The following is a 12,363-nucleotide window of genomic DNA, read 5'->3' as shown; positions in this document are numbered from 1 at the left end:
CCCGACGAGGCGGCCGAGCGACCCCCGCGAAGGGGGTGGGAAGCATCACAAGACAGAGTGTGGGAACCGCCGGGAATTGCCGTCCCTAGGCTCATATAGAATAAGTCACAGCAATCATTACGATATTATAAATAAAACATTTGATAATTGAAAAATATGTGCACGGGACTCGATGATAAGGAATTGTGGGGCTATTTCCTTCGCCAAGATGAAGCTACATGGTCAGAATTTGGAATTGGAATTGTCGGTATAGGTGCATTGTTACTTGCTTTCGGTAGCATCGACAATTACGCTTTGAAAGTAATAATCTCATTGATAGGTCTTTCAGGATCCTTTGTTTTATCAATGCATATTTACGGCGCTCGAAAAGAGATAGATTCTATCATAGAAGTTCTCAAGTTAAAACCAAACAATAATATTTTTTTCAAAGATTTCGATGAAATCAAAAAATGGCGAAAAACAGATTCTTGGTATATTCGATCATTCATTTTAATGCAATATTTTATGATATTCGTCCTATTTGCGTGGGCAATGATATTGATATTTCTGATTATAGCCCCAAGATTGATTTTGTAGTATATATTTTTTAGATTTTACACAGTCAACAGTGTGTTATTTAAAAAAGCCCGGAATATCCGGCACATCCAATAGCCGACCGCTCCCGGCCCCGGGTTCACCCGATATAACTCAGCTCTTCTTCGTTCCCCTTGTCGCCTTCGACCAGGTTCTCGATCGCCTTCTCCATCTCGGCCGCCCGGTCATTGAGTTTCGTGGAATCGACCGGGACACCGGTCAGCTTCGAGAGCACGGCAAGAACATTTGCCGCACTCATCGGGTCGACGAGGTACCCGCTCGTCTCGCCCATCAGGCAGACCGCATCGATGCCCCGCTGTGCCGAGAGGCCCAGCATCAGGCCGGCGGCACCCACGATCCCGCCGCCCGGTTCGTCCCGGTTGAACGTTACGCCAGCCGCCTCCATCTCCTCCCGGAGTTCCGCCCGGTTCACCGCCCCGAGCACACGGGGTCCATTCACGAGGTGGCCGACACCAAAACCCCCGAGGGTGTAGATCCGCGAGACGTGCAGCTCCTGTGCAATCTCACAGTAGCAGTCGGCGAGGAGGTAGTGCCCCTCGTTCGAGGTGCTCTGGTGGTCGCCAACCAAGAAGACAATGTCCCGGCCTTCGGTCTGGTAGAGAAAGAGCTCGTTCCGTGCCAGCCGGGCGAGACCGTTCTCATCGATGATCACCTGGGGCGGAAGGTAGATCGAATGGATCTCCCCGATCTTCTCGGCCCCGAGCATGTGGATCATGTACTCGGCAACCAGTTTTCCCACCTGGCCGATACCGGGGAGTCCTTCAATGAGGATGGGATCGACAGGCCGTTTATCCTTGAAACTGTCCGTGTACGTTACGGTAATCTCTTCAATCATGCTGTGCCAGCCTGCGGTATTTACCGTACTTGTCTTCAGGAGAGAACCGTGCAGGATGTGCTACTGCCGTCGGCTGCCCGCACACGGGACAGGTAGGAGAAAGAGTATAGATATTGTCTGCAGAGCAGTGCCGGATGCGCCCGGTCATGCACTTTTCCCGGATTTCGGTTTCTTGACGAGCTTGCCTTCGCCGCCTGACTTTTCCAGGACCGCGATCGCAGCATTCGCCGACTTCTCGATCGCCTTCTCGGCTGCCTTGTAATCGGGAGCGGTCACTTTGATGCGGTACGTGGGAGCGCCGAGGTAGAGGAGCTCGATCTCTGCACCCTGGCTTTTCGACGCGCTCGCCTTCTCGAGCGCTTTCCTTATCACTTCAATGCCATCGGGCCTGGTGGAGGTGAGGATAAGGTGGCCGGTCACTTCCACGTGAGGCACCTTCACGCTCTCCTGCGCAACGCGCTGGAGGATCTCCGTGACCTTCTTTGAGAAGCCCAGTTTCTTGAGCGAGGTCTCGGGATCGATCACGATATCCTCGAAGACCGGGTAGAAAGCCCCGTACTTCTTGTAGATTACATCCTCGATCGCAGCGAGGGGTTCACCCGACTGTTCCGCAACGAATCCCAGCCACTTCTGGGCCTTGGACTCGTTCTTCCACTCGCGGATCTTCTCGCGGCGCTGGTGCTCATTGACATCTTTGAGAGAAAGGTCGATGTGTCCGCGGGTCCTGTCTACGTTGAGGACCTTGCAGACGATCTTCTGGCCTTCCCGGATATGGTCGCGGATGTACTTGATCCAGCCCGTTGCAATTTCAGAGATGGGGATGAGCCCCTGGCGGCCACCGTATTCATCGAGCGAGACGAAGGCGACAAAGTCCTTGACGTTCTCTACCGTGCAGACGACCAGTTCTGATTCCTGTGGCCACTCTCTGTCCGTCATAAGTGGTTACTTGAGCTCCTGGACGATCTCTGCCTTGAGGGTTGCCCGGCCGCCCGCGGGGGTGGCAAGATCGCGGCCGCATACGACACACTTGACGACCGTGCTGGCCTTCTCGAAGATGACCTGCTCGTTGTCGCAGTCAGGGCACTTTACCTTGAAAAATTTACTCCGGTTTTCCCGAATCTGTTGTACCATTTCGCTTCACTCCGTCAGTTCGAACTTCGCGACACGGTAGCCCTTGCGCAGGTGCGCCTTTCCGCAGGTGACACAGCGGTACCGGACGTTGATCTTCTTGGTCGGCTTGTCGCCGCCGGGCACCTTTGAGAACTTGCCCATGTTACCTACGCGACCTCTCCGGGCCTTCTGGCGGTCGATCCAGTGGAGGCCGGTGGTCTTGCCTTTCTTTACCTTTTCAACCTCGTGCACCTGATGGTTCCTGCAAAAGGGGCAGTAAGTTGTGAATTTCGCTGGCATCTTCATGAAAATTTCACCGATAATCCCGATTAAGAATACCTATATTATTTGCAAATCTGGATATTTAAGACTATGTTGCGTTCGCTCAGTACCGCAGCGTTCCGCTCCGGAAGCGTCACTATATCTCCCTTTGAGAGGGTATAAATCCTCCCATCCACTCCCATGAACGATTCCATATCGTCCAGCACCCGGACAAGGGTGCACGGATGGGCGAGGATCGAAGGCATCCCCGCCGCCTGTGCGACAGAGCCCGCTGCCAACGGCAGCTCCTGACCCCCGTCTTCCATCAGGTCCGGCAGGGGTTCTCCAGTTTCTTCAACCTCCCCGGCTTCAGACGCAACCACGGAAGGCGCGGTGATCAGAGGCGCGTGGATAGTGCTGCGGGGCTTGTTGTAGAGCAGGATTCCCTGGCACTTCTCGATGCTGGCTGTTGCTGCATCGAACATCTCGTGTTCTGCGGGGATCATCCGCTTGACCTCCTCGCGGTCGTAATAGTTTCCCTCCGCATGCATGATGGTAAGGGCAAGGATCTTGCGCGACCGGATTGCAAACAGGTCCTGGAGGGTCTCGCGGATCGAGAGGGTCTCATCGATCAGGGAGCGGGCATCGTCCGAGAATGGATCCTCGAACGCATACACTTTTTTGGTGATCGCTGCGAGTTCCGCATGGCCCTTCTCGAAGATATCGGGTGCAACGGCCGTGAGCCGCCCGGTCTCCCGTTCCGAGAGGAGGATACTGCGCAGATCGTCAAGATGCATTGTTCGCCCCTAAGTGATACTTAAGTGATTTCCGCCATGCCGCGGCAGCAGAGAAAGACTGCCACCGCTTCCGGTACTGTAGAGATGCCCTTTTTGAGCTCATAAGTACTTCCGAGCATCGGCATCTTCAGCGGGAACTTCTGGTCTACCCTGACATCCCGGCTCCCGAAGACCACCGCATCGGTGAGGGGATCGAAGTCGTGGAACTCACGGAGCTCAAGCGGTTGTACCCGCATCCCGCTCCCGCCATGGAGGGATGTCGGCATCCGTATCAGTCGCTTGGTATCGGTAGTGACCGGTTCGTCGGCGAGCGCAGCCCTCTCAAGCAGGCGCTTCCGGAACTCCCCATCCTCCTTCTCGACAAGAATACGGAGGGCCTCGTCACGGAGTTTTCCTTTCACCACGAGCTCGGATGGGCGGGAGGCAAGGTGCTTTTCGAGAGTCCCGCGTTCGTTCAGCAGCCGCTCGGCCATCTTGTCGCCGATACCCGGATGGGAGGTGAGAAACTTCATCGCCTCGTCATGCGGCATCTCCCCGATCCAGCCGAGGAACTCCTGCAGGGCCCCGCGGTACCGGTTCGGCCAGCCCGGCGCGGTCGTGATCTTCCCGGAGAGCAGGGCCCCCGGGTCGATCCCGATCCCGCAGACATAGTCGATCAGTTCTCTTCGCTCGGCACTCCCCCAGCCACGGAACGCGATGTCCTTGACGTGGACGTGATAGCCACGGCCCCCGGAGAAGACCAGCTCGATAACTTTCGGGTCCACGCCGAACTCGTCGGTCAGCATCGCGAGAAGCTTACCGGTCTCTACCTTGACCCGGGCGAGCATCTGGTCGTACGGGCCCCGCACGATATGGTCTGCATCAAGATCGAAGATCAGGTCCGCCCCGCACCAGCCCTTGTCTGCCATGGTCCCGGCGTCCGGCTTCTCGTAGTATGCAGTCGAGTAATAGGCGTGCTGGGGGATCAGGTTCCGGATATAGTCCCCGAGTTCCTCCCTGCCGGAGAAGCCGATGTGCCTGCGCATCCGCATCTCCGTGCCGCCCGGGTTGAAGAGGACAAAACCCCACTCGCGCTGCACGAGGGATGAAGGCGTCAGGAGGACTGCCTTCCGGTAGTACTCGGTAAACCGCTGGCGGAGGAATTCGGTAGTGGCCGGGTTCATTGCAGCACCTTAACCATGTATGGACCGCTGCGTTCATAGCCCTGCCTGCGGTAATAGGGCCGGACACCGATGCCGCTCATGATCGCGAGTCTGGTGTACCCGCCATCGGTTGCGATCTCCTCGGCCCTGGCAAGGAGGAGCCGGCCGAAGTTCCGGTGCTGCCATTCTTCGTCCCCGGCATCCTTCCCGACCGATACGAGGCTGCCATAGACATGCAGCTCCCGGAGGATTGCTGCACAGTCGAGCTCGGGACGGTACACCTGAAAGGGGAACCGGAGCCGGGCAAAACCGATCAGGGAATCCCCGGATACCGCCGAGATGAAGTGCTCCTGGCCACCGCAGGCCTCGTACTCAAGTACCCGCACATCTGCCTCCACAACTGACGGGAGCCGGCCGATCTCCCGGCAGCGGATGCACCGGCACCGCTTGCCAAGTGCAGTGAGCCGTGCCTGTGCCAGCTGCCGGAAGTTGGAATGCCGGGAGCCGGCCACGATCAGTTTTGCCGGGATATCGCGTTGTATCCGCTGGAGCCGGGTGAACTCGGGGATCACCGACTTGGCATACGCGATCAGGTCCACGAGCTCTTCTTCGCCGTAGGGGGAGTAGAGGCCCCGCTGCCAGAGGTCCTCGATTTCTGAACCGGGCGTGACAAGCGTGGGGTAGATCTTGAGGAAGTCCGGTCTGAAGCGGGGATCAGTGAAGATCGTATCGAACATCGCCCGGTCCGCCTCTATTGTCGAGGAGGGCAGGTTCGGCATCATGTGGAACCCCACCTTGAGCCCGGCATCGCGGAGGAGGGTGTTGGCCTCGACTGTATCGGCGACGGTGCACCCGCGACGGTTGAAGGCCAGTACTGCGTCGTCTGTGTGCTGGACCCCGAGCTCTACCTTGGTCACCCCGAGTTCAAGCATCCGGTCGATGTGCTCCCGCCGGCACCAGTCCGGACGGGTCTCGAACGTGATCGCAACGTTCCGGATCGCGGACTGCTCGTTCTCCGCCTCCACGGTCGCCACGTCGCGGGCCTCTGTGGCGGGAGAGCCCCCGGGGTACGTATTCATCGCTTCGATACAGCGAGAGACAAACGATTCCTGGTAATCCACCGGCCGGGCGGTCATCGTCCCACCCATCACGATCAGCTCCACCTTGTCCACCCGGTGCCCGAGGATCTCGAACTGTTCGAGCCGGGCATGCACCTGCCGGAACGGATCATACTCATGCTCCCTCGCACGCTTCGCCGCCGGCTCTTCCCCGGTATAGCTCTGCGGGGAGTGGAAGGGGTGGTCCGGTCCGCCCGGGCATGGGAGGCACTTGCCGTGCGGACAGGCAAAAGGCGATGTCATCACGGCGACCGGTGCCACCCCGGAGAGCGTGCGGGTAGGCTTGACCATCAGGATCTTCCGGAGGGTCTCCCGTTCCTCCGGCAGCGCAGCCGCGAGGATGGCGGAGTTCTTGGGCACCGCTGGCAGGGAGTACTTCCGGCAGACCGCGATCTTGGCGGCAACAATCGCATCGTCACCGGGGGGCAGGGTGAGGATGCGGGAGATCATCTCCCGCAGCGCAATGGCCTCATCCATAAACAGTTAATGTTCGGCTGCAACTTTGACCGATGCAGTCTCAGAAGAGTAGTTCACCACGGGCATGCTGCGGTGGTGGATATGAGTGACGATCTCATCCCCGAGCGTGAGGAGAGCGTCCTTGTGGGCCTTCTTGTCCTTGTGGATGTGGACAGGAGAGATCTCAAGAGAGTTGTACCGTTCGGTCTGGATTTCCTCGTTGGTGACTCCCTCGTAATATTTCTTGATGTGGATCATCAACATATGTAGATGCAGCAACTCTTCCTTTTGCACACTATCACCTTTTCCAAATGAATCCTTATTTTGTGGTGCACATATACCTTACTGGTGAGATTTATATCAGGAAGCCTGCGGCACGTTGGATCGCTGGTTGCGCTCGCAATTGGCGACGCATTGGGTGCGCCTTTTGAAGGATCTCCACAACCTGAAGCGTGGGTGGCAGAAATGCGTTCCGGCGGGCGTCATTTCCGGAAAAAAGGGAAGGTCACGGACGATACCCTGCAGGCCATCGCGGTCGCGGAATCGCTTGCAGATTACAGGGGTTTTGACCCGGATGACCTTGTAATGCGACTGATTGCCGGGTACAGACTGCGTCCCGCATGGTTCGGTCCCACATCCTCAGCATTCTTTGATCTGGTGGAATCCGGGACCCTGCCGCACCAGGCTGCACTGCTTGTCCACAAACGCCGTGGCAGCAGCCGGTCCAACGGCAGCGTGATGCGGGGGTTCCCCCTCGGGATCTTTTATTCGGCCCCGGAAGTTTATGATGTCAGTTTAACCTGTTCGCGGCTGACCCATTTTGACCCGGTCGGGGGCCACTGCTCTGCGTTCCTGAACGTGATGGTGAGCGACCTGTGCCGGGGGATCTCCCGGCCAGCGGCATTCCGGCACGCACGGTCCCTTTGTACTGATCCTGAAGTACGCACCGTGCTCGGCAATTACCGGCAGTATACTATAGTACCCGGTCTTGATGCGGTGGAGTGCTCGCATGCGGCCCTCTCCTGCTTCATGGAGTCGCGGTCACTCGAACATGCTTTACTTTTGGCGATCAACCTCGGCGGGGATACGGATACGGTCGGTGCCTGTACCGGTGCCCTTGCCGGGGCATACTGGGGAGTGGACGCAATCCCTGTAAGGTGGAGTCGTGAGGTTGAGGGGTACGATGGGCTGGTGGAGCTGGCGGAGCGGGTTTGGGAGAAGAGAGCGGATAGAGCCGGGGGACATTTAAACGATTAATTAAAAGAAGATTGAACTACGCCGGCTTAATCTCCACCAGCTTCAGCGCCCGGCCCTTGTCGCAGATATCCGATGCGTTCCCAAGCACATCAACGACAGTGTACTTCTCGCCTTCGACGACTCCCTCGGGACGGCAGAGCGCAAAACTCCTGCAGTCCCCCTTGTTGCAGGAGAAATCAGGCTTGATCTTCGAATTGACGATCGCCATCTCCGGGCTGATCAGGATCGTGATCGGGGCCTCCGCCACCTCGACTGCAGTCGCACCGTTGAGGTGGACCGGGCATTCGTGATGGGTGGTCCTGACGGTTACGATCCGGTACTTGTGCCCTTTCTGGAGGTTGTTGCAGGCCTTCTTCACCTTGCAGTTGTCGCACCCGGGGGCCTCGCCCTCGTAGATGAACTCGACCCCCTGGCGGGCGAGCACGGTCCCCACAAGCGTTACCTTCGATTTAGAGTCGGTCATCTGGTTCACTCCCGGTAGAGCATCTGCACGAGGTTCTCTGCGGATTCACGTGTGAGCCCCATATCGAATATGGTAAAGCGCTCAGGACGGATAGTCTTTGCCATCAGGAGCGCCTCGACTGCAACCGCATCGTCAATGCCCACGTCAGCCGGCGTCACGGGCGCCCCGATACTCTTTAAAGACGAGCGGATGCTGCGCCAGTCTCCCCCATGGAGGTACATGGAGATGATCGTCCCGATCCCGCAGCTCTCGCCGTGGAGGGTTTTCCCCGGGGCGAGCCGGTCCAGGGCATGGGAGAACTTGTGCTCCCCGCCGCTTGCCGGACGGGACGAACCGGCAATGCTCATCGCAACCCCGCTCGATACGAGCGCCTTAGTCACAAACCAGGCAGACTGCTCCTGGTGGGGCTTGATCAGGTGGGCGTTCTTCACCAGGATCTCCGCAGTCATCCTAGAGAGCGCGATCGCGTACTCGCTCATCGCCTCGCCTTTCACCCGGTGGGCGAGCTCCCAGTCGAGGATCGCAGTGTAATTCGAGATCACGTCCGCACACCCAGCGGCGAGGAGCCGGTGGGGGGCTGAAGCGATGATCCCCGTATCCGCTATGATCGCAATCGGGGGCTGGGCCTCGAGCGACGAGTGCCCCTCGTCCATCGCGACCGAGGCGCGGGCGGAGGCGATGCCGTCATGGGAAGCTGCGGTCGGGACGGAGATGAACTGGATGTCAAGGTTGTATGCTACAATCTTTGCGGTATCGATCACCCGGCCACCGCCAACACCGAGGATGAAATCCATGCCGTCCGCTGCCTTCTCGGCATCCTTGATGACGGGTATGGTGATCTCCTCGGCAAGGAACGGTGTAACCGTGCGGGAAGGGGAGAGGATCTCCAGCACCCTGCAGCCGGCAAGGTCCATCGTGCCTCTTCCCGAGATCAGGAGCGCGGAGGGGCCAAGGCTCAGGTCATCGCATACCGCGGGGATCTGGCCGAACACGTCATGCCCGATCACCACATCACGGGGCAGCTGCATCCACTTGGACTTGTCAAAGACCTTGTCCCTGAGTAATTTTATTGCATCTGCGCTCATTGTACTCATGGATGATTAGTGATTTCCTCTACAAATACTACATCGATCCCATACGATACGAACAGCCTTACAATGCTGTCGAGACAATCACGTACGCCCTCATCCTCATAGTTGCGCTCTACCTGATCTACCGCTGGTTCAACAACTCGGACTTCAAGGTTGACGGCCGGTTCGTGCTCGCTACCATCCCCTACGTGATCTTCGGGGGTGTCCTCAGGGTGGTCCAGGACACCCACGTGATCCAGTCCGACATCCAGTTTGCGATCGTCACGCCGTTCATCTACTTTGTCATCTTCGCCTATACGTTTGGTATCCTCCTCTTCTCCAGGTACCTGGAGCGGCAGGGATTTGTCGACGATTACCTGAAGGTCTACGCAGGTGCCGGCATCTTTTCGACATTCTGTGTCGCGCTTGTCCTCATCGCCTGGAGCATCCCTCACCATGGGGTCGACCTCTCAATCCTCGCCATCATTCTTGGCATGGCAGCCACTGCTACGGCAATCGTCTGGGGGTTCATCAGATATATCCTCAAGTGGGAGTACGTCAGCGACCCGCTGTACATAATGCTCCTCTTCGGCCAGCTGCTGGACGCAAGCGCCACGAGTTACGGCATCGACTTCCACCCGGCTGTCCACTACATCGAGCAGCACGTGGTCGGTTCCTTCCTCATCGACTGGGCCCACACCGCGTTCATCATGTTCCCGCTCAAACTGGTCGTCCTCTTCCCGGCAATCTACTTCATGCAGATGTTCCGGAAAGAGGCGAACCCGGCCTTCTGGCACCTCGTGCTGCTCGCGATGATCGTAGTCGGGTTTGCCCCGGGCGTCCGGGACATGGTCCGGATGGTCCTCTATGTCTGATTCCGTACTCACCGATGCACTCATCATCACGCTCCTTCTTTTTTGTACAACGGTTACCGTCGGCTGGGTAGGCACGGCGCAGAACCCGTCGATAGGGCAGGACCTCATGAAACTCTTCGAGAAAGAGGTGGCAGGCCAGATGTCAGTTGACAACCCTGCCGATATGTGCGTCAAGCTCTTTGCCAATAATCTCGAGGCTTGTATCATGCTTTTCCTTGGAGGGGCCTCGTTTGGCATCCTGACGATCTTCATCATGAGCCTCAACGGGATCGTGATCGGGGCCGTCATGGAGATCGTCCACAAGGACCATTCGGCGCTCTTTGTCGCCGCAGCGATCCTCCCGCACGGTATCTTCGAGATACCGGCATTCATTATATCAGGAGCGCTTGGTATCCTGCTCGCACAGTCCCTGATCGCGGAATGGTATGGCGGGCATGATGCAGCCGCGGACGCGTCCCGTTATGCCCGGATCTTTATCATCCGGGTCCTGCCGCTCGTTGCTATCGCCGCGTGCGTCGAGGCTTTTATTACGCCGGCAGTCATACATCTGGTAACTTAGAGGGTTTTATTGAAATGGACGACGATGCGGGCGCCCTGCCGCCGAAGCAGGACTTTTCAGGATGGTTTAACGATCTTCTCTGGCGGGCCGGGATCATGGACGTCCGCTACCCGGTCAAGGGGCTCTATGTCTGGTACCCGTACGGGTTTGCGATTCGCAAGTTCGTGTACAACGGGCTCCGCGAACTCCTCGACCGCGACCACCAGGAGACGCTTTTCCCCCTCCTGATCCCCGAGCAGGAGTTCATGAAGGAGGCCGAGCACATCAAGGGTTTCGAGGACGAGGTCTACTGGGTGACCCACGGAGGCACGACACCACTCGATGTCAAGCTCGCGCTCAGGCCCACGAGCGAGACGGCGATCTACCCGATGTACGCGCTCTGGCTCCGCTCGCATGCCGACCTGCCGATGAAATACTACCAGATCGTCAACACGTTCCGGTACGAGACCAAGCAAACAAGGCCCCTTATCCGGCTCCGCGAGATCACGTCGTTCATGGAGTCACACACCGTCCACGCCACGTGGGACGAGGCGGAGGCACAGGTGGAGTACGAGCTCGGCCTGACAAAAGAGTTTTATGACGAGCTCTGCATCCCGATCACCATCTCGAAGCGCCCGGATTGGGACAAGTTCCCGGGCGCGGATTATACGATCGCAGTGGACGCGATCATGCCGAACGGCCGGACCCTCCAGATCGGGACGGTCCACCACCTCGGCACCCACTTCTCGAAGACATTCTCGATCAAGTACGAGGACAAGAACGGGGAGCAGCAGCTCGCGAACCAGACCTGCTACGGGATCTCGGAGCGGTGCATCGCGGCCCTCATCAGCATGCACGGCGACGACAAGGGGCTGATCCTCCCGCCAGCCGTTGCACCGGTGCAGGCAGTTATTGTCCCGATCACGATCGGGAAACGGCACGACGATGTGCTTGCCGCAGCGCAGAAGCTTGAGGCGGATCTCAAGGCGGCAGGGTTTCGGGTGAAGATGGATACCCGGGACATGCGGCCCGGCGCGAAGTACTATTGGTGGGAACTCCGGGGCGTGCCGCTCCGTCTCGAACTCGGGCCGAGGGACCTGGACGGCGGCAAAGTGATGACCGTGAAGCGGACGGGCGGGAAGAGCCAGATCGAGCTCGCAACCGTTACGGACGGCGTGACCCGGGTGCTCGGCGAGATCACCGATGCGATCCGGGCAAAGGCCGAGGAGCACACGAAATCGCACCTCTGTTCGGTTGACACTATGGATGCCCTCAATGCAGCACTCAATGACGGCAAGGTCGCGGTCGTCCACTGGTGCCGGGTGCGGGGGTGCGGGGATGCGATCGAAGAGAAGGCGAACTCGTCCATCCTCGGTACCGATGTGCGGTCACCGTACGTTACCTGCACGGACGGGTGCTGCATCATCTGCGGGAAGCCCGGCAAGGCAACGCTCGTGGGAAGGACGTACTGATTTTTTTTAAATAATTGGTGGGGGGTCTCCTGCCAACCCCCCTCCCCCTCAGTGGCAGCCCCAACCACCTTTTCAGCGGAATCACCCGACGTAACTCCGCGATCCGTACAGATTCCGGCAACCCCCCGGCCGGAACATTTCCGGCCCGGCAAGGGGGGTATCCGGCATACTCCCCTGACCCTAGGTGGGGGGTATGATCGATTTAAAATCCAAACGGTGGGGGGTATGCCGGATACCCCCTCCCCCCATGTGTGAGTAACGCACCCTTTCCGGCCAGAGTTTCGCATGGAGCCGCAGACGGAGCTGAGGGGTTCGCAGGGTTCTCACTTTTGAGTAAACAGGGAAATTCCCGGGCAATGGCGGGGGGTATGCCGG

Annotated in this window: 16 protein-coding genes; 5 read left to right on the top strand and 11 right to left on the bottom strand. The window is 58.4% G+C overall.

Annotated elements, in window-relative coordinates; translation table 11 throughout:
- Window positions 1-156: 156 nt before the first annotated feature.
- A complete protein-coding gene (locus WBL42_RS08205) occupies window positions 157-576 on the top strand; it encodes a hypothetical protein (protein ID WP_424720790.1) in 420 nt (139 codons plus the stop codon).
- 97 nt (window positions 577-673) lie between these two features.
- Here WBL42_RS08205 and WBL42_RS08200 read toward each other — a convergent pair whose 3' ends face one another.
- Genes WBL42_RS08200 through WBL42_RS08160 form a run of 9 tightly spaced genes read right to left on the bottom strand, consistent with a single transcriptional unit; the run spans window position 674 to window position 6,607 of the window.
- Complete coding sequence (locus WBL42_RS08200) at window positions 674-1,429, bottom strand: proteasome assembly chaperone family protein (RefSeq protein WP_424720789.1); 756 nt, start codon at window positions 1,427-1,429, stop codon at window positions 674-676.
- On the bottom strand, window positions 1,422-1,577 hold the full coding sequence (locus WBL42_RS08195; RefSeq protein ID WP_424720788.1) for an RNA-protein complex protein Nop10: 156 nt from the start codon (window positions 1,575-1,577) through the stop codon (window positions 1,422-1,424). The genes WBL42_RS08200 and WBL42_RS08195 overlap by 8 nt, the downstream gene beginning before the upstream one ends.
- Window positions 1,574-2,365, bottom strand: coding sequence for a translation initiation factor IF-2 subunit alpha (locus WBL42_RS08190; RefSeq protein ID WP_424720787.1), 792 nt, complete (start codon window positions 2,363-2,365; stop codon window positions 1,574-1,576). Before WBL42_RS08190 ends, WBL42_RS08195 begins: the two co-directional genes overlap by 4 nt.
- A gap of 6 nt (window positions 2,366-2,371) precedes the next feature.
- On the bottom strand, window positions 2,372-2,560 hold the full coding sequence (locus WBL42_RS08185) for a 30S ribosomal protein S27e (protein ID WP_424720786.1): 189 nt from the start codon (window positions 2,558-2,560) through the stop codon (window positions 2,372-2,374).
- 6 nt (window positions 2,561-2,566) lie between these two features.
- Window positions 2,567-2,845 (bottom strand): 50S ribosomal protein L44e, encoded by a 279-nt coding sequence (locus WBL42_RS08180; RefSeq protein WP_292547521.1) that lies wholly within the window; start codon window positions 2,843-2,845, stop codon window positions 2,567-2,569.
- A 38-nt stretch (window positions 2,846-2,883) separates the two neighbouring features.
- Complete coding sequence (locus tag WBL42_RS08175) at window positions 2,884-3,597, bottom strand: hypothetical protein (protein WP_424720785.1); 714 nt, start codon at window positions 3,595-3,597, stop codon at window positions 2,884-2,886.
- A 20-nt stretch (window positions 3,598-3,617) separates the two neighbouring features.
- Window positions 3,618-4,760, bottom strand: a complete 1,143-nt coding sequence (gene priS, locus WBL42_RS08170; RefSeq protein ID WP_424720784.1) for a DNA primase catalytic subunit PriS — start codon at window positions 4,758-4,760, stop codon at window positions 3,618-3,620.
- On the bottom strand, window positions 4,757-6,334 hold the full coding sequence (locus WBL42_RS08165; RefSeq protein ID WP_424720783.1) for a tRNA uridine(34) 5-carboxymethylaminomethyl modification radical SAM/GNAT enzyme Elp3: 1,578 nt from the start codon (window positions 6,332-6,334) through the stop codon (window positions 4,757-4,759). Before WBL42_RS08165 ends, priS begins: the two co-directional genes overlap by 4 nt.
- A 6-nt stretch (window positions 6,335-6,340) precedes the next feature.
- On the bottom strand, window positions 6,341-6,607 hold the full coding sequence (locus tag WBL42_RS08160) for a UPF0058 family protein (RefSeq protein WP_424720782.1): 267 nt from the start codon (window positions 6,605-6,607) through the stop codon (window positions 6,341-6,343).
- A 54-nt stretch (window positions 6,608-6,661) separates the two neighbouring features.
- Between WBL42_RS08160 and WBL42_RS08155 the strand changes: the two genes are divergently transcribed.
- Entirely contained in the window at window positions 6,662-7,570 is a 909-nt protein-coding gene (locus WBL42_RS08155; protein WP_424720781.1) for an ADP-ribosylglycohydrolase family protein, read from the top strand.
- A 16-nt stretch (window positions 7,571-7,586) separates the two neighbouring features.
- On the opposite strand, the gene WBL42_RS08150 is transcribed toward WBL42_RS08155, so the two are convergent.
- A complete protein-coding gene (locus WBL42_RS08150) occupies window positions 7,587-8,033 on the bottom strand; it encodes a UPF0179 family protein (RefSeq protein ID WP_424720780.1) in 447 nt (148 codons plus the stop codon).
- Between the two features lie 5 nt (window positions 8,034-8,038).
- Window positions 8,039-9,118: an NAD(P)-dependent glycerol-1-phosphate dehydrogenase gene (locus tag WBL42_RS08145; protein WP_424720792.1), complete on the bottom strand. Its 1,080-nt coding sequence runs from the start codon at window positions 9,116-9,118 to the stop codon at window positions 8,039-8,041.
- 11 nt (window positions 9,119-9,129) lie between these two features.
- Here WBL42_RS08145 and WBL42_RS08140 point away from each other — a divergent pair, with 11 nt between their 5' ends.
- The 3 genes from WBL42_RS08140 to proS are packed head-to-tail and all read left to right on the top strand — an operon-like array spanning window position 9,130 to window position 11,988.
- Window positions 9,130-9,978, top strand: a complete 849-nt coding sequence (locus WBL42_RS08140; protein ID WP_424720779.1) for a DUF63 family protein — start codon at window positions 9,130-9,132, stop codon at window positions 9,976-9,978.
- Window positions 9,971-10,537, top strand: a complete 567-nt coding sequence (locus tag WBL42_RS08135) for a stage II sporulation protein M (protein ID WP_424720778.1) — start codon at window positions 9,971-9,973, stop codon at window positions 10,535-10,537. Before WBL42_RS08140 ends, WBL42_RS08135 begins: the two co-directional genes overlap by 8 nt.
- A gap of 14 nt (window positions 10,538-10,551) precedes the next feature.
- The gene (gene proS / locus WBL42_RS08130) at window positions 10,552-11,988 is read left to right on the top strand and encodes a proline--tRNA ligase (protein ID WP_424720777.1); all 1,437 of its coding nucleotides are present in this window, start codon (window positions 10,552-10,554) and stop codon (window positions 11,986-11,988) included.
- The last annotated feature ends 375 nt before the right edge of the window (window positions 11,989-12,363 follow it).

Origin of the sequence: Methanoregula sp. (assembly GCF_049686655.1) — an archaeon.
GTDB lineage: Archaea > Halobacteriota > Methanomicrobia > Methanomicrobiales > Methanospirillaceae > Methanoregula.
Note: the sequence above shows the minus strand (reverse complement) of the source record. Positions and strands in the feature narration are given on the sequence as shown.